The sequence below is a fragment of the Roseovarius litorisediminis genome, from assembly GCF_900172295.1.
Lineage (GTDB): Bacteria > Pseudomonadota > Alphaproteobacteria > Rhodobacterales > Rhodobacteraceae > Roseovarius > Roseovarius litorisediminis.
Genome location: NZ_FWFL01000005.1, coordinates 136,292 through 155,063 on the forward strand (window position 1 = coordinate 136,292; position 18,772 = coordinate 155,063).

The 18,772-nt window shown below is 58.6% G+C and carries 18 protein-coding genes and 1 pseudogene; 10 read left to right on the forward strand and 9 right to left on the reverse strand.

Going from position 1 to position 18,772, the window contains the following annotated elements; genetic code table 11:
• Positions 1-55 precede the first annotated feature (55 nt).
• Positions 56-712 carry an HAD-IA family hydrolase gene (locus tag PEL8287_RS11085; RefSeq protein ID WP_085892465.1) on the reverse strand — a complete coding sequence of 219 codons (657 nt, stop codon included), beginning with the start codon at positions 710-712 and terminating at the stop codon, positions 56-58.
• 157 nt (positions 713-869) lie between these two features.
• On the opposite strand from PEL8287_RS11085, the gene PEL8287_RS11090 reads away from it, so the two are divergent.
• Entirely contained in the window at positions 870-2,855 is a 1,986-nt protein-coding gene (locus PEL8287_RS11090) for a CocE/NonD family hydrolase (protein WP_085892466.1), read from the forward strand.
• Between the two features lie 10 nt (positions 2,856-2,865).
• Here the strand turns inward: PEL8287_RS11090 and PEL8287_RS20325 are convergent.
• Positions 2,866-3,102, reverse strand: a pseudogene (locus PEL8287_RS20325) (ABC transporter permease); the annotation flags it as partial.
• A 736-nt stretch (positions 3,103-3,838) separates the two neighbouring features.
• Here PEL8287_RS20325 and PEL8287_RS11105 point away from each other — a divergent pair.
• The 9 genes from PEL8287_RS11105 to PEL8287_RS11145 all read left to right on the forward strand — a co-directional run bounded on the left by PEL8287_RS11105 (position 3,839) and on the right by PEL8287_RS11145 (position 13,108).
• Complete coding sequence (locus PEL8287_RS11105) at positions 3,839-4,042, forward strand: hypothetical protein (RefSeq protein ID WP_085892468.1); 204 nt, start codon at positions 3,839-3,841, stop codon at positions 4,040-4,042.
• Between the two features lie 169 nt (positions 4,043-4,211).
• Positions 4,212-6,359 (forward strand): NosR/NirI family protein, encoded by a 2,148-nt coding sequence (locus PEL8287_RS11110; protein ID WP_085892469.1) that lies wholly within the window; start codon positions 4,212-4,214, stop codon positions 6,357-6,359.
• A gap of 13 nt (positions 6,360-6,372) precedes the next feature.
• Positions 6,373-8,286: a TAT-dependent nitrous-oxide reductase gene (nosZ, locus tag PEL8287_RS11115; RefSeq protein ID WP_085892470.1), complete on the forward strand. Its 1,914-nt coding sequence runs from the start codon at positions 6,373-6,375 to the stop codon at positions 8,284-8,286.
• Between the two features lie 3 nt (positions 8,287-8,289).
• Complete coding sequence (locus PEL8287_RS11120) at positions 8,290-9,561, forward strand: nitrous oxide reductase family maturation protein NosD (protein WP_085892471.1); 1,272 nt, start codon at positions 8,290-8,292, stop codon at positions 9,559-9,561.
• On the forward strand, positions 9,554-10,456 hold the full coding sequence (locus PEL8287_RS11125) for an ABC transporter ATP-binding protein (RefSeq protein ID WP_085892641.1): 903 nt from the start codon (positions 9,554-9,556) through the stop codon (positions 10,454-10,456). Before PEL8287_RS11120 ends, PEL8287_RS11125 begins: the two co-directional genes overlap by 8 nt.
• A gap of 2 nt (positions 10,457-10,458) precedes the next feature.
• Positions 10,459-11,280, forward strand: coding sequence for an ABC transporter permease (locus tag PEL8287_RS11130; RefSeq protein WP_085892642.1), 822 nt, complete (start codon positions 10,459-10,461; stop codon positions 11,278-11,280).
• Positions 11,277-11,792: a nitrous oxide reductase accessory protein NosL gene (locus tag PEL8287_RS11135; protein ID WP_085892472.1), complete on the forward strand. Its 516-nt coding sequence runs from the start codon at positions 11,277-11,279 to the stop codon at positions 11,790-11,792. The genes PEL8287_RS11130 and PEL8287_RS11135 overlap by 4 nt, the downstream gene beginning before the upstream one ends.
• A complete protein-coding gene (locus tag PEL8287_RS11140) occupies positions 11,789-12,691 on the forward strand; it encodes an FAD:protein FMN transferase (protein WP_085892473.1) in 903 nt (300 codons plus the stop codon). Before PEL8287_RS11135 ends, PEL8287_RS11140 begins: the two co-directional genes overlap by 4 nt.
• Positions 12,692-12,727: 36 nt before the next feature.
• Entirely contained in the window at positions 12,728-13,108 is a 381-nt protein-coding gene (locus tag PEL8287_RS11145) for a c-type cytochrome (protein WP_370737921.1), read from the forward strand.
• A gap of 57 nt (positions 13,109-13,165) precedes the next feature.
• On the opposite strand, the gene PEL8287_RS11150 is transcribed toward PEL8287_RS11145, so the two are convergent.
• The 7 genes from PEL8287_RS11150 to ahbB (PEL8287_RS11180) are packed head-to-tail and all read right to left on the reverse strand — an operon-like array spanning position 13,166 to position 18,772.
• Positions 13,166-13,399: a hypothetical protein gene (locus PEL8287_RS11150; protein WP_085892474.1), complete on the reverse strand. Its 234-nt coding sequence runs from the start codon at positions 13,397-13,399 to the stop codon at positions 13,166-13,168.
• On the reverse strand, positions 13,396-14,145 hold the full coding sequence (locus tag PEL8287_RS11155; RefSeq protein WP_085892475.1) for a CbiX/SirB N-terminal domain-containing protein: 750 nt from the start codon (positions 14,143-14,145) through the stop codon (positions 13,396-13,398). The genes PEL8287_RS11150 and PEL8287_RS11155 overlap by 4 nt, the downstream gene beginning before the upstream one ends.
• On the reverse strand, positions 14,102-15,661 hold the full coding sequence (locus PEL8287_RS11160) for a nitrite reductase (RefSeq protein ID WP_085892476.1): 1,560 nt from the start codon (positions 15,659-15,661) through the stop codon (positions 14,102-14,104). The genes PEL8287_RS11155 and PEL8287_RS11160 overlap by 44 nt, the downstream gene beginning before the upstream one ends.
• Positions 15,636-16,850 (reverse strand): heme d1 biosynthesis radical SAM protein NirJ, encoded by a 1,215-nt coding sequence (gene nirJ, locus PEL8287_RS11165; protein WP_085892477.1) that lies wholly within the window; start codon positions 16,848-16,850, stop codon positions 15,636-15,638. The genes PEL8287_RS11160 and nirJ overlap by 26 nt, the downstream gene beginning before the upstream one ends.
• Before the next feature lies 1 nt (position 16,851).
• Positions 16,852-17,340, reverse strand: a complete 489-nt coding sequence (gene ahbB / locus PEL8287_RS11170; protein ID WP_085892478.1) for a siroheme decarboxylase subunit beta — start codon at positions 17,338-17,340, stop codon at positions 16,852-16,854.
• Entirely contained in the window at positions 17,337-17,786 is a 450-nt protein-coding gene (locus tag PEL8287_RS11175) for an Lrp/AsnC family transcriptional regulator (protein ID WP_085892479.1), read from the reverse strand. Before PEL8287_RS11175 ends, ahbB (PEL8287_RS11170) begins: the two co-directional genes overlap by 4 nt.
• On the reverse strand, positions 17,783-18,772 hold the full coding sequence (gene ahbB, locus PEL8287_RS11180) for a siroheme decarboxylase subunit beta (RefSeq protein WP_085892480.1): 990 nt from the start codon (positions 18,770-18,772) through the stop codon (positions 17,783-17,785). Before ahbB (PEL8287_RS11180) ends, PEL8287_RS11175 begins: the two co-directional genes overlap by 4 nt.

Below are 18,772 nucleotides of genomic sequence, written 5' to 3' on the forward strand. Positions count from 1 at the left end.
CCTGACCGAGAGGCTAGTGTGGAACCTGCAGATTCACAAAGAAAATTTTTGGCCATCAAGATCTGAGGAAATTTTCATGGGTCCAATAATCGAATCGGTACTCATCGGCCAGGTCGGAAATCCCGGCATTCAGATAGCCACGGGAATACAGGCGAAAGGACACGTCCGCATTTTTTGCTGTCTGATAGTCCACGGTGCTGTCGCCGACGTATAGCGAGTTCGGAACAGTTCCGCCCATTGCCCCTATGCATGCCAGTAGCGGCGTCGCATCCGGCTTTTTGGGCTGGTCAGGTTCGGCACCGGCGATGACGTCAAAAAACCGGCTAAGATCCAGTTGATCGCAAATGTCCTTTGCGGGGCCGGTGGGTTTGTTGGTACAAATTCCAAGACGCACATCCGCTGACTTCAGGGCTTCAAGGCAGGCTATTACACCGGGATAGGGGCGTGTCAGAGCCGTCATATTCTGACTATAGCTTTCCAGAAAGGCCGCCAGCGCACTGCGGTGAATTTCGCTGCTTATCTTGCCGGTGGCGCGAAGGCTGCGCTCGACCAGAACCTCGACCCCGTTGCCGATGAAACTGATCACCGTTGCAAGATCAAGCTGTTCGCGACCCAATGACGACAGGGCCACATTCATAGCCGCCTGAAGATCCGGGGCACTGTGGATCAAAGTGCCATCAAGGTCGAATATGATCGTTTCTGGATATGTCATGGAGCCCCGGGAAAAGCGTTGCCTCCGACACCATGTCAGAGTGATTTTCATACCCTTATTCAGATTTCTTTCTGAGGCCAAGGCCAGCGAAAAGTTGCAAAGTGCCGATGGATACAAATAACGTCGCCTGTGGCGTTAGCTCTGAAAGGGGATCGGCGTGTCGAACAAGATCAAGGTTGTCGAAAATACCTGGGTTCCGCTTCCGGATGGAAGAAACCTGGCTGCGCGCATCTGGTTGCCACATGGCACCGGTCCCTTCCCGGCGATTCTGGAGTATCTGCCCTATCGCAAACGCGATGGTACCGCGCCGCGCGATGAAACCACCCACCGTGTTTTTGCCGAGGCAGGATATGCCTGTGTTAGGGTCGATATTACTGGAACCGGTGACAGCGAAGGCGTGTTCGACGACGAATATTCCGAACAAGAGCTCAGCGACGGCGAGGGTGTTCTGAACTGGGTGGCCTCACAGGATTGGTGCGACGGCAATATTGGCATGATCGGGATCAGCTGGGGCGGATTCAACGGTCTTCAAATGGCCTATCGTCGCCCCCCGCCGCTCAAGGCGGTGGTTAGCGTGGCCTCAACCGTGGACCGATATGCCGACGACATCCACTATATGGGCGGCTGTCTGCTGAGTGACAATTTCAACTGGTCCAGCCAGATGTTTGCATACCTGTCACGCCCGGCTGATCCCGAATTGAGACCGGATTGGCGCAGTGATTGGATTGCCCGGATGGAAAACCTGCCTTTTATGGCGGCAGACTGGCTGAGGCACCCGACGCGCGACTCGTTCTGGAAACACGGGTCAATCTGCGAGGATTGGAGCCGCGTAAATGTGCCTGTGCTTGCCATTACCGGCTGGGCCGATGCCTATGTCAACGCACCGCCCGCGCTTGCTGCAAATCTTCAGGGTCCGGCCAAGGCGCTTGTCGGCCCGTGGGAGCACCGCTATCCGCATATCTCGAAGCTGGGGGCGGGCGATTTCCATGCGGAAGTCATCCGCTGGTTCGACCGCTGGCTGAAGGGTGACCGGAACGGGGTGGAGGACCTGCCGGATTACCGCACGTTCATGCAGGAACATTTCAACCCTCAAAAGAAAAACACCCCCCGCAAAGGCCGCTGGATCGCCGAGGCTGAATGGCCCTCGCGCAATATATATCAAAAGACTCTGTATCCGGTCGGGCAGGGTTTTTCAGATCAGCCCACCACCGGGAGCGTTAAAATGACATCCCCGGCCCATGTCGGACAAGCGGGTGGATATTTTTGCGCAGGCATGCGCATCGACAACGAATTGCCCGAGGATCAGGCGCCTGACGACATACTCTCGACCTGTTTTGATACCCCGCCGATGGTAAGCCCGTTGGAGATTCTGGGCCGCCCCCGGTTGAAAATTGCCTTTAGTGTCAACAAGCCGGTGGCGCAGATCATGGCCCGGCTGTGTGATGTCGCGCCGGGCGGGGTATCGCAGCGCATTTCCTACCGCGCGCTAAATCTGACCCATCACACCAGCCACGAAAGACCCGCGCCCTTGGTGCCCGGTGAACGGTATGAGGCAGAGATTGCCCTGAATGAATGCGCCCACCACCTGGACAAAGGCCATGTTTTGCGTCTGGCGCTGTCGAATTCATACTGGCCTATCGTTTGGCCCGCAGGAGAGGCAACAGAGATCACCCTGCATCTTGATGGCTGCGCTTTGATCCTGCCGGAACGACAGGTGACCGATGAAATTTCACCTGCCGATCCTGGCCCGGCGCAAGAGTTTCCGACTTTGCGGGTTGATCAGTTGCGTCCGCCCTCGGGCACATCCGAAAGGTACCTGTGCGACGACGGCACCTTGGTTCTGGACACGTTTGACGACTATGGCAAAGCCCGTGATCCCTATCACGGGCTGATCGTTGGTAGCCATGTGCACATGCACTATTCGATCCATCCTGACGACCCGGCCACGGCAGAGTTCAAGACCGATTGGAACTTCACCTTTGAAAGACAAGGCTGGCAGGTTGCGATTGACACGGAAAACACCATGACCTGTGACGCTGAAAACTTCTATTTGTGGCGCAGGGTGCGGGCAACTGAAGGTGCCGATAAAACCGAAGTTCTGACAAAGGAATGGGCCGAAACCCTGCCGCGCGGCCTGTTGTGACTATTTGGTATCAGGCGGATCGGCCAGTTCGTTTGCTCAGACCGCGAGCCGGATCATATCCGATCATGGCCAGCAGAAAAAAGGCAGCAAAGGCCAGAACAACCCAAAGCAGCGCCAATGGGTTAAAGGATCCGTAAAGCGAAAATCGGATCAGTTCGACCGCGTGGGTAAAAGGGTTGAATGCGCAGATATCGTGCAAGAGGGAAGAACTTTCGGCCATTTTCCAAAGCGGGTAAAGCGCCGACGCTGGCAATGATCCTGTCGCGCGCGCGCACTTCATCGGTGATGACAGCATTTAGCAGCGGGTCAAACCCGATTGTGAATATGTCGATAAACCCCTGCAACTTTTCGCGATCACGGGTATCGCTTAGCAATCCGTCGCGAGTGCTTGCCAACAGCGCCTCCATCCGGGCGATACCGATACTTTGCGTGGCCCGGCGGGATTGCTCGTCAAATCCAAGTGCGCGTGCTTCGGCCACGGCGGTTTCAAGATCGCTGCGAATGCGCGCGAACGTGTCTTGGACTCGTTCTGCGATACGATCCAGCCGCGCCGCCCTGTCGGCAGGGGTCAGCCCCGATTGTATTGCCTCGGCCGCCACAACGATAAAGCTGGAAACCTGCGTCGACAGCACGGCATACCGGTCAATCCGGCGTTCAGCGGCGAGGGTGGCGTCGATCCGTGCAGATAACCGATCCGCGCCAAGCATGATCATCGCCGCCGCTGCCAGCGCCACCAGGCCCAGCAGCCCGGCCCCGATCCCAAGCCTTGCTTTGAGCGATGCCGTGCCCTGTTTCATGCCAGCCTTTCAGCAATCCTAAGTGCCATTTTTGCCGCCAATCGTTGAATTCTGGTCACAATTTGCGCGTTTTTTCAGGGAATTGCACCGAAACCAGCGTTAAAAACGAATTTCTACAAGGGTTTTTAACGCGGAATGCTTTATCTTTGGGATTGATACCAAAGTCTGGATTGACACGAGGTTTCAATGATAGAGCTGATTTTTATAACGTGCCTCAGCGCATCGCCTGCTGATTGTCAGGAACGCAGCCTGCTTTACACAGACATCTCGGCCATGGCCTGTGTGATGGCGGCCCAGCCCGAACTGGCTAAATGGGCGCAATCGAATCCGCGCTGGCGGATTATGCGCTGGCGTTGCGCACCTGTGTCACATCTGGAGCAGGACGCCTGACAAACCTCTGGTGGCTGATGCACAAGACGCCCGCATCCACCACCGGGCGCCCTAGACGCTCGCTTCACTAGCATTGACTTTGGTCAATTAGTTTTCTTCCGATTCACGTCAAGGTCCGCCCGAAGGGGGGTCTGACTTGAACAAGGCGTGGCACTGGATGATTTCAAGAATGTTGATCGCTCTGGCGATTGTATTCCTGTCTGCCAGCGCCAGTCTGACACAGACGCAACCCGAACTGCCCCGCTTTCTGAACAAGGTCGAACCGTCGGAACTGATGCCGGGCGCGGATGCCTTTGGCGCAATACGCGATGATGTTCCCGTGGCGCCGGTCCTGCAAAACGGCAAGGTCATAGCCTGGGCTTTTCTGACCTCAGATTTTGCGGGCACCACCGGCTATTCCGGTAAACCCATCCACGTGATCGCTGCCCTATCGCCCGATGCGGTGATGACCGGCGCCAAGCTGGTCAAACACTCGGAGCCTATCGTTCTTATTGGCATTCCCGAGGCCAAGATGCGCCGCGTCATCGAAGGTTACACCGGCCTGGACCTCAAAATTGAGGCCGCTCAATCCGGCACCGCGCATGAACTGGATATCATCTCGGGCGCCACAGTGACGGTAATGGTAATCGACGACAGCCTTGTGCGCGGCGGCATCAAGGTTGCGCGCGCGCTAGGGCTGGGCGGTCTGGCGCCGGTGCTGCAGACAGGCCCAAGGCGCACCCTGAACCCCGGTGAAGGCGAGTTGCGCGACTGGCAGGCGCTGGCGAGCGACGGATCGGTTCGGGGTCTTACGCTGGATGTGGGCCAAATTAATCAGGCTTTTGCCGACAGCGGCGATGTCCGTGCCGCCAAACGCCCTGAAAAAGGCGCGCCCGAGGCGACGTTCATCGACATGAAAGCCGCCCTTGTCAGCGTGCCCACCATAGGCCGCAGCCTGCTGGGTGATGCCGAATACGGCAATCTGCAGAACTGGTTGAACGAGGGCGAACATGCCATTCTGGTCGCCGGTCGCGGTATATATTCCTTCAAGGGGTCGGGCTATGTCCGCGGCGGCATCTTTGATCGCATACAGCTTATCCAGGGTGACCGTTCGGTCCGGTTCTTTGACCGCGATCATCGTCGGCTGGGCGAGGTCGCTGCCGCTGGCGCCCCCAGTTTCCATGAACTTGATATCTTTCGCATCCCCGCCGATTCCGAATTTGACCCCACACAGCCCTGGCGCCTGCAACTTCTGGTCCAGCGCGCTGTTGGTGCCGTCGAAAAAACCTTTCTCACTTTCGATCTGGCCTACCGTCTGCCTGACACCTATTTGGCCCCGCTGGCCCCTCGGCCACAGCTGAATGCGCCCGATGAAGAGTCCGCTGCAAAAACCGCTCTGTGGCAGCGTATCTGGCGTGACCGCAAGGCCGAAATCGGCATTCTGGCAGTGATGCTCACTGTGCTGACCGGCGCATTCTTCTTCCAGATGCAGATCACCGCACACGCCCGCGCCTACAAGATCTTTCGGGTCACGTTTCTGGTCTTCTCGCTGGTCTTCATCGGCTGGTATGCGAATGCGCAGTTGTCCGTCGTCAACCTGATGGCCTTGGCGGGTTCACTACGTACCGGGTTTACCTGGGATGCCTTTCTGATGGATCCGCTGGTGTTTATTCAGTGGTTCGCCATCGCAGCGGCCCTGCTGTTCTGGGGCCGGGGCGCTTATTGCGGATGGCTTTGCCCGTTTGGTGCCTTGCAGGAACTGACCAACCGCATAGCGCGCCGCGTCGGCATCCCCCAATGGGAATTGCCCTGGGGCCTGCATGAACGCCTCTGGCCCGTCAAATACATGATCTTTCTGGTCCTTTTCGGAATCTCGCTGGCTTCGATGCCCATGGCCGAGAAACTGGCCGAGGTTGAGCCGTTCAAAACCGCGATCATCCTCAAATTTGTGCGCGACTGGCCCTTTGTTGTCTTCGCGCTGACCCTGCTGCTGATCGGCCTTTTCGTCGAAAGATTCTACTGCCGCTACCTTTGTCCGCTGGGTGCGGCCCTGGCCATTCCCGCGCGTATGCGGATGTTCGACTGGCTCAAACGCTACCGCGACTGCGGTAACCCCTGCCAGACCTGCGCCAACGAATGCCCGGTGCAGGCCATCCACCCCACGGGCGAGATCAACCCCAACGAATGCGTCAACTGCCTGCACTGTCAGGTTCTGTATCAATCCGACGCCAAATGCCCGGTGATCATCCGGCAACTGAAACGGCGGGCGCGTGACCACGCGGCTGCCGAGGCCAGCAAAGACGCTATGAACCGCGTGCTGGCCGATCACAAGACATGAAAGGAGACCCAAAATGTCTGACCAGAATGACAAGGTAAATGTATCGCGGCGCGCGATGCTGGGGGCCACAGCCACCGGTGCCATCGCGGCCACAACCGGGGCAGCGACCGGTCTTTTCGGTGGCACCCAACCAGCGCAGGCCGCGAGTGGTGATTTCGCCCCGGTGCCAGGCGATCTGGATGAATACTATGGCTTCTGGTCCTCGGGTCAGACTGGCGAGATGCGGATCATGGGCTTTCCATCCATGCGCGAGCTGATGCGCGTGCCGGTCTTCAACCGCTGCTCAGCCACCGGCTGGGGCCAGACCAACGAAAGCCTCAAGATTCTCACCGAAAACCTGATGCCGGAAACCAAGGAATTCCTAGCGGCACGAGGGCTGAAAACCTATGACAACGGCGACCTGCACCACCCGCACATGTCCTTTACCGATGGCACCTATGACGGTCGTTATCTGTTCATGAACGACAAGGCCAACACCCGTGTGGCCCGCGTTCGTTGCGACGTGATGAAATGTGACAAGGTCATCGAAATCCCAAATGCCGGTGACATTCACGGTCTGCGCCCGCAGAAATTCCCGCGCACCGGTTATGTCTTTGCAAATGGCGAACACGAGATCCCGCTAATCAACAATGGCGACATCCTCGACAAACCCGAAGAATACGTAAACATCTTCACCGCGATCGACGGCGATACGATGGAAATCTCCTGGCAGGTGATCGTCAGCGGCAACCTGGACAACTGCGATGCCGACTATCAGGGCAAATACGCTTTCTCGACCAGCTACAACTCGGAAATGGGCACTAACCTTGCCGAAATGACCGCAAATGAGCTTGATCACGTGGTGGTTTTCAACATTGCCGAGATCGAGGCTGGCGTCGCTGCAGGGGACTATCAGGAACTGAACGGCGTTAAGGTGCTGGATGGCCGCAAAGGCCAGAACAAGAACTATACCCGTTACATACCGATCCCCAACAGCCCACATGGTGTGAACACCGCACCCGACAAAAAGCACGTTGTCATCAACGGTAAGCTATCGCCCACCGTGTCAGTTATCGACGTCACCAAGGTGGATGCGCTGTTTGCTGACAATGCTGATCCGCGGTCTTGCATCGTCGCCGAACCTGAACTGGGCCTTGGCCCGCTTCACACAGCGTTCGATGGCAAGGGCAATGGATACACCACGCTGTTCCTCGACAGTCAGGTTGTGAAATGGAACATCGACAAGGCCCTGCGCGCCTATGCCGGTGAAGATGTAGATCCGATCATTTCCAAGGTCGATGTGCAGTATCAGCCGGGCCACAATCACACCTCGATGGGTGAAACCGCCGAGGCGGACGGCAAATGGCTGGTCTCGATGAACAAGTTCTCCAAAGACCGGTTCATCAATGTGGGCCCCCTGAAGCCCGAGAACGAGCAATTGATCGACATTACCACTGACGACATGAAAGTCGTGCATGATGGCCCCACTTTTGCCGAGCCGCATGACTGCATTATCGTGCATCGGTCAAAGGTAAATCCGGTTTCTGTCTGGAACCGCGATGACCCGATGTGGGAAGAGGCACGTCAACAGGCCGCTGCCGATGGCGTCGATCTTGAAGAAGGCGCCGATGAACCCATCCGTGATGGTAACAAGGTGCGGGTCTACATGTGGTCGCAGGCACCGACATTCAGCATGGAGAAGTTCACCGTCAAACAGGGGGACGAGGTGACGATCTATGTCACCAACCTGGATGACGTGGATGACGTGACCCACGGGCTGACGATCTCGAACCATGGCATCGCGATGGAGGTGGGACCACAGGCCACTGCGTCGGTCACCTTTACTGCGGATCGTCCGGGTGTGCACTGGTTCTATTGCCAATGGTTCTGCCACGCCCTGCACATGGAAATGCGCGGCCGGATGTTTGTTGAACCGCGCAGCGCCTGAGCCATGCAACGCCTTGGCCATATCCTGCTGGCACTCTGCCTGATCCTGCCCGGGGCTGCCCGGGCCGGCATCAGCGATGTGCCCGCCGGGGCCGGGGCGCTGGAACATGCGATTGAAAGCGCCAGGGCGGGGGACACCCTCCGCCTTGGTCCTGGCCGCCATCAGGGCAGTATCGAGATCACCAGGCCCCTGACAATTGATTGCGCCGAGGGGGCAGTAATTGACGGAATGGGGCAGGGTTCGGCACTAATTGTAACTGCCCCTGATGTAGAAATCACCGGCTGCACTATCCTTGGATCAGGCAGCGATCATGAAAACATCGACAGCGGTATTCGCCTGTTGAAAGGGGCCGAAGGCGCCCGTGTCATTGACAACCACCTGATTGGCAATCTTTACGGTGTCGACATCCACGGCGCCCACAATGCTTTGGTCGCGGGCAACGTGATCGAAGGCCGGCAGGATCACCGCATGAACGAGCGCGGCAATGGCGTCTATGTCTGGAACGCGCCGGGTTCGGATGTGATTGGCAACGACATCCGCTGGGGCCGCGACGGCGTATTCGTCAACACCTCGCATTCCAACGCTTTCCGGGGCAACCGCTTTCGCGATCTGCGTTTCGCCATACATTACATGTATGCCAACAAATCCGAGGTCACCGGAAACCTGTCGATCGGCAACCATCTTGGTTATGCGCTGATGTATTCCAAAGGCGTGAAGATCGAAAACAACGTGTCTATTGATGACGATCAGCACGGCATCATGCTGAACTACACCAACAGTTCGACAATAAGGGGCAATCTGGTAAGGGGCGGCAAGGATCGCTGCCTGTTCATCTATAACGCCCACAAGAACGCCATCACCAGCAACCGGTTTGAACGCTGCATGACCGGGATCCATTTTACCGCCGGGTCCGAGCGCAACCAGATCACCGACAACTCGTTTGTCGGTAACCGTACGCAGGTCAAATATGTCGGTACCTCATGGGTTGACTGGTCGCAGGACGGAAGCGGTAACTACTGGTCCGATTTCGCAGCCTACGATCTGGATGGCAACGGCGTGGCCGACACACCGTACCGTCCCAATGACAGCATGGATCATATCATCTGGACCCAACCCGCCGCCAAACTTCTGATGGGTGCGCCCGCCGTTCAGCTGGTGAAATGGGCGCAATCCACCTTTCCCGCGCTTCTGCCCGGCGGCGTTGTCGATATGCACCCCCTGATGCGGCCAGTTGATATCCCGGTTCCTGAATGGGAGGCCCGATATGATGGATAATCCGACCCACGCCCTGATCGTTGAGAACCTGGGCAAGCGGTATGGCAAGATGGAGGTGCTCAAAGGTATCGGCATCACAGTTGCCCCCGGTGAACGCGTTGCCCTTCTGGGTCACAACGGTGCCGGGAAATCGACCCTGATCAAGCTTATTTTGGGCCTTACCCATCCCAGCAGCGGTCGGATAAGCGTCGCGGGGCACGCCCCCGGCAGCACCGCTGCGCGCACCGCCACCGCCTATTTGCCCGAGCAGGTGGCCTTTCACAAATCCCTTACCGGGCGCGAACAACTCACCCTGTTCGCGCGCCTTGCAGGGGAACACCCCAAAACCGTGATGCCCTTGTTGGATCGCGTTGGTCTTGGGCCTGCCGCCCAACAGCGTATCGGTACATGGTCAAAGGGAATGCGACAACGCCTCGGGCTGGCGCAGGCGCTGTTGGGGCACCGCCACGTAGCGCTGCTGGACGAACCCACCAGCGGGCTTGACCCGATGTCGCGTCATGACCTTTATGCCATCATTGATGAAATGGCGGCAAACGGCACCGCCGTCCTGATCGCCAGCCACGCGCTGACCGAACTTGAGGCCCGCACCGACCGGATCGCCATCATGCGCCGCGGTGAACTGGTGGCGGATGACACTCTGGCCCGCCTCAGTGCCAGAGCTGCTCTGCCTACCCGCATCCGCCTGACCGCGCGCGAAGGCGCCGCTGACCACGTACAGGCCCAACTAGGCGGCACCCGTGTGAATGGGTGTTCGGTGGACCTGCAGTGCACCACCGATCAGAAAATGGCCCAGCTCAGCCGTATTTCGGGTCTGGGAGAGGTCGTTCGAGACGTCGAGATGGCCCCACCCAGCCTGGAAGACCTCTATCGCCATTATTGTGGGGAGGGCATGTAATGATCACGCGCATCCTGGCCATTGCAGCGGCTGAATTCCGTACCGTCAGGCGCAACCGATGGGTTTTTACCGCGACCCTGATGATGGTGCTATTTGCGCTGGCGCTTACCTTTGCCGGGTCCGCCCCGACGGGTGTGCTTGGTGTCGATCTGTTGACCGTATCTGTCGCTTCAATGACAACGCTGGCTGTCTATCTTGCCCCGTTTCTGGCCTTGATGATCGCCTTTGATGCGATCGCGGGCGAGGTCGAGCGTGGTACTTTGGGACTTGTGCTGACCTATCCGCTGTCGCGGGGCGAAATGCTGTTGGGCAAGTTTCTGGCACATCTCACCGCCCTTGCCATCGCCATCACCGTGGGGCTGGGTGCGGCAGGTCTGGCCTCGGCGCTTTCCGGGGGCGCAAGTGCCGACAGTCTTTTTGCCCTTACGCGTCTCATCGCCACGGCCATTCTACTGGGTGCCTGTTTCCTGGCGCTCGGCTATGCGGCCTCGGCCCTCTCTGGCTCGGCTGCGGGGGCGGCGGGGCTGGCCGTAGGTCTGTGGCTGGTCTTCGTCGTCCTTTATGATCTGGGCCTGCTGGGGGCGGTCGTCTTTGACAATGGCGGCAGCTTTACCAAATCCGTTTTCCCATGGCTTCTGGCCGCCAACCCCGCTGACGCTTTCCGCCTGTGGAATGTGGCCGGATCCGAACAGGTTGCGCTTGTCTCGGGTATGGCGGGCGCAGGCGCAGGCCTGCCCATCTGGGCCGCCCCCTTATCCCTTCTCCTCTGGCCGGTCTTGGCGTTGCTGATGGCGCGACTGGCATTTGCGAGGGTCGAGCCATGAATCGTCTTTTTCTAACCACCGCCTTCCTTCTGGCCGCCTGCCAGATCGACGAGGCCAAAGCGCCTGATCCGGTTACGCTTACCGCCGACGCGCTGGGCCATTTCTGCATGATGCAGGTCGATGCCCACCCCGGCCCCAAGGCGCAGATCCATCTGGCTGGCCTGCCAGAACCCATCTTCTTCACGCAGGTGCGCGATGCCCTGGCCTATGTCAAAGGCTCTGAACGCGATGCCGATATACTGGCGTTTTATGTCAGCGACATGGGTGTGCCCGGTAGCTGGGAAAATCTGGGGCCTGACAATTGGGTTCCCGCGCCAGCCGCACATTTCGTTGTCGGCTCCGATGTGCGCGGCGGTATGGGCGCACCTGAAATCGTGCCGTTCGCCGATGCGCAGGTCGCCAGCGACTTTGCCGTCCGCAAGGGGGGTGAGGTAATGACATTAGACACAATTCCAGCCGAAATTGTACTTTCTCCCGTTGAAATCGACTTGGACAAGGAGACACAATCATGACCCGGCTCAGACAAACCCGCCGCCGTTTCCTGACCATCGCTGCTGCTGCGTTGGCGCTTCCGGGCGCTGCAAAGGCCGCCCCCCTGGCCCACTGGCGCGGCTGGGCCCTTGGCGCAGGGGCCACGATAACCCTTGCCGGCGTAACCGGGATCAAGGCCCGCCCGATTTTTGCCGCGATGGAATCCGAACTTGAGCGGCTTGAGCGTATCTTCAGCCTGTACCGTCCTGATAGCGCGCTAGCCCGTCTCAATCGCGAGGGTAAGCTGCCTGCTCCGCCTGCCGAATTGTTGGAAGTGCTTAGTATCAGTGACGCTATCCACCGCGCCAGCGGCGGCGTTTTCGACCCAACCGTGCAGCCGCTCTGGCAGGCGCTGGCCACGGGCGGCGATATTGCTGCAGCCCGTGCGCTTGTCGGTTGGCAAAACCTGCGTTTCGACGCGGAAATCGCAGACTTCCTACGCCCCGGCATGGCGCTGACGCTTAACGGCATTGCCCAAGGATATGTAACCGACCGCATTGCTGCGTTGCTGAAGGCGCAGGGCTTTGACAATATCCTGGTGGATATGGGTGAAATAGCGGGCCTGGGCCAGAAACCGGATGGCAAGTTCTGGCGCGCTGGTATCGCCACGCCTGATGGAAAGATCGTGCACAGGATCCAACTTCGCGATAGGGCCCTGGCCACGTCGGCCCCTCTCGGGACTGTACTGGACCGCGCGGGCACACAGGGTCACATTTTTGATCCCAAAGGCCGGTTGCCCCGAAACACACTGGTTTCGGTCTCGGCCCCTCGTGCCGTCATTGCCGATGGGCTTTCTACCGCTATGTGTATGCTCAGCGGCAAAGCAGCCGATAATACTATTAGGGCATTTGACAAAGCTGCCATTGAAGTCTTGACTTAAAACCAGAATCCACAACCAAAAAAGGAGAAGGATAACATGATGAAATCTGTACTTACTGCGGGGGCACTTATCGTCAGCCTTGCGATGCCTGTGCTGGCCAATGGTGATGCCGAAAAAGGTGAGAAGGTTTTCAAGAAATGCAAAGCCTGCCATCAGGTCGGTGAAGGCGCCAAAAACCGGGTTGGCCCGATTTTGAACGGCATCGTCGGCAAAGCGGCCGGTTCCGACGAAGAGTTCAAATATTCAGACGCCTTGGCAGAAAAAGCGGCCGAAGGACTGGTCTGGGATGAAGCGTCCCTGACCGAGTTTCTGGCTAAGCCCAAGAATTTTATCAAAGGCACCAAAATGTCCTTTGCCGGTCTGCGCAAGGACGACGATATCGAAAACTTGATCGCCTATCTGGCGACCTTCGAGTAAACCTTGACGCTTTTTAACGCTGAACACCGCCCTGCCCTCTCGGGCGGGGCGGTGTTGTCATTTGCGCCCTTCGGCCTCGTCAATCAGGCCGCGCACCCATTTAGTGATCCACCAGTTTACCGGCAGGCCCAGCGGAACGCAGGCCATCAGCGCCGTCAGCGGTGGTATCGCGGGCAGGCCTATCGCTTGCCACATCAGCCCCAGCAGGAACAGGTTGATCGCCACCGCAAGAGCAGTGAACGGATAAAGCAGCAGGTATAGCCTGGAAAAGGCAGGGCCCGTTTCGGTCATGCCGGAACCTTTGCAGTGATTTCTGTCTGCAACGCCCGCGCTACAAGGGCAGGGGCCGCCTCCCAGCAGCCAATGGGCTCAAGCACCAGACCTTCAAAAGCGGCCAGCGCCAGTGCTTCGGGAATATCGTCAATCACATGCCCGCCCTTGGCAGCAAAGAACGGCAGGCAGATTGATTTCTCCCCCAGATCAAAGGCCATATCCGCCAGAAACGGCGCCTCTTCCACAAAGCCCACCCGCAGATCGTTAAAATGGATCAATTGCGCCAGGGCCCTGGCAAACCGCTGTGTGTCCCGCGCAGAATTGCGGCTGCGTCCCGATCCGTGCGCCGCGATGAACAGGCGTGTTTCCTCCGCTTGCCATCCCGTGTCGCGCAACGTGGCCTGCAAGCTGCGGGCGGCCATCTCGGGCAGGCCCGGATCTGTACCGAACGGCGACAACACCCGCGCATGTTGGTCATCAAGCCGTTCCAGCAATGCATCGCCAGTGAACCAGCCCTGGGTCATGAACAGCGGATATATCAGCGGCGCAGGGCCAACAGCTTTCAGTGCGCGGTCCAGCGCCCCGGGTGCCGCCAGCGTGGCACTTTCCACCTGCCAGCCGGGCAGCACGGCGGCCACCTGCCGCGCAAAATTCGCCAGAACCGCCTCGGCCGGCCCGGGGTCGGAGGGTTGTCCGTGGCTCACGATCACAGCGTGGCCTTTAGTGGCTGGTGCCTTCTGAAAAGGTGATCTTGTTCCAGACATTGTACTTTCCTGACGGTTTGCGCATAGGCAAACGTTTCACTTCTTCGAGGGTTACGGCGTCATAGACAATCACCGCCCCGTCATCCTCCCAGACCGACACCAGCGCATGACTTCCATCGCGGGTAAATTCAACATGTGCCACGGTGGCACCCGGTACCGGCCGCAGGGTTTTCACGATCTCAAGGCTCTGCTTGTCGATCACGTGCATCACGTCCTTGTTCGGCCCAAAAAACACATCTGCCCAGAAGTAGCGCGAATTCTCGTGACTTCTAAGAAAGAACCCCGGGCCTTCGGTCTTGATGGTCTTCAGAATGGTCCAGTCAGCCGTATCGATGACCGACAGCATGCCCTCTTTCAGATGTGGCGTGGCCATTACACGGCGGCCATCCTTTTCCCATGAAATGCCCGACCCCAGATGCGGCATGCCGGGTAGGGGCAGTTCGGCAATCTCGCGCCCTACGTTCAGGTTCACGACGACACCCCTGTTGCTGCCCCGTGCGGCGCCCATCAGGTGGCGGTAGTCATCGGTGAAAAAGAAATCATCCAGCGGCTCGTTCAACATGATCCGGCGCCGCGCGAACAACCCTTCGGACGACGGGATTGCCTCAACCATCCCCTTTTCGCGCGAATGCACGAACCCCTCATAAACCGGTTCGGCATTTGGGTCGGTCGCTACCTCCCAGATCTCCGGAGCATCTTTCAGCGCCAGAATGAAACTGTGGCGCTGGGGTGCCTGATAAACGGCCGACACCCGGCTTGCCCGACCATCTTTACCGATTACCGGCATCACGGTTTCAACCGTCAGGTCAGCCGTCGACAGAATTGTCAGCGTCATCGGCAGGTAATTCGCCACTGCTAGATGTAAGCCATCCACGCTCATCGCGATGTTGCGGCTGTTCAGGCCTGCACGTAGGCGGCCCACCTGATGCAGCGACCAGATATCGTATTTCTGCACCCAGCCATCGCGCGACATGATGAACACATAGCGCCCGTCGGGGCTGAATTTCGGCCCGCCATGCACCGCAAAGGGTGTCTCAAACCGGTCCAGCACGTTGAACGTGTCCCCGTCAAGCACGCTGACATGATGATCGCCGGTTTCCACCACCAGCGTGATGTTCATCGGATCGGCGTCAAAAACCGGGGCATCTGCAGCCTCGTAGTCGGGATCAAGCCACCGGGTTTCGGTAATTTGTTCCGGCCTCCATGCGGGCACGTCTTTCAACGGCTCATGCAGAAAACCGGCCAGCGCGGCAATCTGTTCGGACGTCAACACCTCGTCAAAGGCCGGCATTTGCGTGGCCGCACGGCCATGAGCGATCACCTGTTCAAGGTTCGGCCCACGCATCCGCCCCAGCGTTTGCGGGATCAGCGCTGGCCCCGTGCCACCCAGGCGATCGAGCCCATGACATTCGGCGCATTGATTTGCGTATATTTGGGCAGATTGGGCCTGAACAGTGTCTGTTATCATGGTACTGCTCAGCACCAGAAAACTAAGTAAAGCGGTGAACCGGATCATGGCGTTTGCCTCGGAAGGGAGTGACAGTCAGGCGTTCGGCATCCTCGATGCCGATCTCTGCATTGCTCAGATAACAGGCCGGATCCTCGGCCCAGGGATCGCCAGTCAGCTGCAGTGCGCGGATACGGGTGTTGCCACCGCAGACCTTTTGAAAGGCACATTGCCCGCAGCGCCCCTTAAGCGGGCGGGGTCGCAGGCGCAGCTGCGCCAGCATCGGATCGTCCCCGGTCCATAACTGCGAAAACGGCGTCGTTTTGACAGACCCGATTGTGTAGTCCGACCAATAGGTATCGGGATGCACCTTGCCCTGGTGGTCGATGTTTGCGACCCCCAGACCGGACGAATTGCCCCCCCATGCCTCAAGATGATCACGCAGGTTATCCAACCTGGCCTGATCGAAATGCCGCTCGGCCCATCGCATCAGATACACCGCGTCAGCATCATTGTTGCCAGTCACGATATCCAGCGGCATATCCTCGGCAGCGGCCACCCAAGCCCGATCGATCAGCTGATCCAGCGCGTTGCGTGTATGGTCATGTACCGCATCCTCGCCACGGTTTTTGTCGCCCCGCCCGGCATAGACCAGATGCGAAAGATAGAACTTGTCCACGCCTTCGTCATCGCAAAGCTGTAACAACTCGGGCAGCTGCTCGGCATTGTCACGGGTCAGGGTGAACCGCAGCCCCACCTTGATGCCGCGTGCCTTGCACTCGCGTACGCCGCGCACCGCATCATCAAAGGCACCGTCCACGCCGCGGAACCAGTCATTGGTCTTGCCAATCCCATCGATGGATATCCCGACATAATCAAACCCGATATCGGCAATTCTGTCAGCGGTTTCACCATGGATTTTGGTACCATTGGTAGACAGGGCCAGCATTCGAACCTTAGGGCGGGAAGCCTTGGCAATGTCGTAGAAATCAAACCTGTCCAGCGGCTCGCCCCCCGACAGGATAAGCGCTGGAATGCCAAATTCCCCCATATCATCCAGTGTCGCCATCGCCTGATCATGGCTCAGCTCACCGGGAAAATGCACATCTGCCGACACGGTATAGCAATGGCGGCATTTCAGGTTGCAGCGCCGCGTCAGATTCCAGATCACCACTGGTTTCACGCCGCCCGATCCGCGCCGGTGGCGCACGGGTGTGGGGGCGACCAGCTGGTGCATGTATTCTGTCAGGCGAAACATCTCAGCCCTCCTTTGACCGCAGCCGCAGCCCGGTTTTCTTCAAAATTCGGGTCGAATAGAGTATATCACGGCCTCGGCAAGCATCACCCAGCAGTGCCGCGATCTGTGCGCGCTTTTCCTCGACTTCTTCGCGGCTGGATCCATGAATCATGGCAAACAGATTATAGGGCCAGTCGGGTAGGGCGCGGGGCCGCTCGTAAGAGTGGCTGACATACTCCAGCGCGCCCACCTTCGCGCCCAGTTCCGCAATCCGCGCGTCATCCACATCCCAGACCGACATACCATTCGCTGTCATTCCAAGCGCATAGTGGTTTGGCGCCACGGCGATCCGGCGGATCACGCCACGGTCCTGCATCGCGCGCAGCCGGGTACACAGCGCCGCTTCCTCTATGCCCAGGTCTTCGGCGATCTGCGCATAGGGCTCGGGCACCAGCGGCAACCCTCCCTGGGTGGCGGCAATGATCCGGCGGTCTGTGGCGTCGATGGTCATGCGGCAACCCTGAATCCGATAAAGAACTCCCTGAGTTTCGGGAAACAGAGCACGCGCTGCCCTGTTTCCCGCTCCAGGGACTTGGCCACCGCCTCAATCTCGTGCTCGGATTCCGTTGCCAGAACGAACCACATGTTCAGCCGATGACTACGCTCATAATTATGCGCGACTTCGGGTCTGGCATTGACTTTAGTCAGGACCGTTTCGAATTCTCCGTCAGGCACCGCCATGGCACACAGGCAAAAGGCGCCACCCATCGCCTCGGCATCAAAAAATGGGCCAAAGCGGGTGATGACACGTGCCTCCTTCATTTGCTGCAGACGGCTCAGCAGTTCATCTTCACTCAGTCCCAGGTCTTGCGCGACCTTCAGATAGGGGCTTGGCCCGATTGGAAATCCATCCTGCAGATGATTTAGGATCAGACGATCAGTGGCATCAAGGCTCATGCGATTTCCTTTCTGTCCGACACCAGCGCGCCGGTCTGTTTGAAACAGCGGCTGGAAAACAGCGCCAGATGCGGCACACCCTTCAATCCGGGCAACTCCGTTGCGGCCTCAAGGTGACTCAGAGCTTCGGCCCGGCTGCGGGCGTGAATCATCGAATACAGGCGATAGGGCCAGACCCCTTCAACCGGCGTGCGCTCATAGCACAGCGTGACCCCCGGATGTGCCGCCAACATCGGGCCAGCGTCGGTTATGGCATCGTGGGGCAAATCCCAGACCACCATCGCGTTTGCCCGCCAACCCAGCGCGCGATGTCTGACAATCACCCCGAGACGGGCGATGATGCCCGCACCAATCAGCACCTTTATCCGGTTGATCACCTCTGCCTGTGGACGCGCCAGTTGCCGTGCGATCGCCTGATAGGGCCGTTCTTCCATCGGCAGGCCCCGCATCAGGGCTTGCATGACATCACGGTCACCCTCCTGCAATACGCTCGTATCCGGAGGGCGCGCCACAGGTAAACGTGCGCCTCCACCACGAAGGCTGAACCCAAGGTCCAGGTTGAATGGGCGTACAAGCCGCAAATCCAGAACCCTCAATCCGCTGCGTTTCTGAATGCGGGCCAGCGCCCTGTCCACATGGGCGCGATCCGGGCCAGTGGCTACAAACCACAGGTTCCAGTCGTTTTCCCGCAGGTATGAGTGATTCACCCCCGGCTCTTCGCCGATTATGTCAGCCACTTCCTCGATCCGGTCTTCGGGGGCGGCTATGGCCGCCAATGTACTGGCGGATATCGTATTGGGCGCGCAGGTCGCACCAATCCGGGTCACGCGGCCGGTGGTAATAGCGGTTTGTAGCCGATTGATTACGTCCTGTTCGGTTGTGCCCAGAAATTCGGACAGCAGACCGAACGGGCGCTCTGTCACCGGAAATCCGCGCTGCCAGTCGTCCAGCAATGCCTGATTGATAGGATCGCTTACACCTTCCAT

Bases quoted from the DNA above. Each gene is read 5' to 3' on its own strand.
- PEL8287_RS11085 (WP_085892465.1), bottom strand. From the start codon at position 712: ATGACATATCCAGAAACGATCATATTCGACCTTGATGGCACTTTGATC.
- PEL8287_RS11105 (WP_085892468.1), top strand. From the start codon at position 3,839: ATGATAGAGCTGATTTTTATAACGTGCCTCAGCGCATCGCCTGCTGAT.
- PEL8287_RS11110 (WP_085892469.1), top strand. From the start codon at position 4,212: ATGTTGATCGCTCTGGCGATTGTATTCCTGTCTGCCAGCGCCAGTCTG.
- nosZ (WP_085892470.1), top strand. From the start codon at position 6,373: ATGTCTGACCAGAATGACAAGGTAAATGTATCGCGGCGCGCGATGCTG.
- PEL8287_RS11120 (WP_085892471.1), top strand. From the start codon at position 8,290: ATGCAACGCCTTGGCCATATCCTGCTGGCACTCTGCCTGATCCTGCCC.
- PEL8287_RS11125 (WP_085892641.1), top strand. From the start codon at position 9,554: ATGGATAATCCGACCCACGCCCTGATCGTTGAGAACCTGGGCAAGCGG.
- PEL8287_RS11135 (WP_085892472.1), top strand. From the start codon at position 11,277: ATGAATCGTCTTTTTCTAACCACCGCCTTCCTTCTGGCCGCCTGCCAG.
- PEL8287_RS11140 (WP_085892473.1), top strand. From the start codon at position 11,789: ATGACCCGGCTCAGACAAACCCGCCGCCGTTTCCTGACCATCGCTGCT.
- PEL8287_RS11145 (WP_370737921.1), top strand. From the start codon at position 12,728: ATGATGAAATCTGTACTTACTGCGGGGGCACTTATCGTCAGCCTTGCG.
- PEL8287_RS11150 (WP_085892474.1), bottom strand. From the start codon at position 13,399: ATGACCGAAACGGGCCCTGCCTTTTCCAGGCTATACCTGCTGCTTTAT.
- PEL8287_RS11155 (WP_085892475.1), bottom strand. From the start codon at position 14,145: ATGTCTGGAACAAGATCACCTTTTCAGAAGGCACCAGCCACTAAAGGC.
- PEL8287_RS11160 (WP_085892476.1), bottom strand. From the start codon at position 15,661: ATGATCCGGTTCACCGCTTTACTTAGTTTTCTGGTGCTGAGCAGTACC.
- nirJ (WP_085892477.1), bottom strand. From the start codon at position 16,850: ATGTTTCGCCTGACAGAATACATGCACCAGCTGGTCGCCCCCACACCC.
- ahbB (WP_085892478.1), bottom strand. From the start codon at position 17,340: ATGACCATCGACGCCACAGACCGCCGGATCATTGCCGCCACCCAGGGA.
- PEL8287_RS11175 (WP_085892479.1), bottom strand. From the start codon at position 17,786: ATGAGCCTTGATGCCACTGATCGTCTGATCCTAAATCATCTGCAGGAT.
- ahbB (WP_085892480.1), bottom strand. From the start codon at position 18,772: ATGGAAGGTGTAAGCGATCCTATCAATCAGGCATTGCTGGACGACTGG.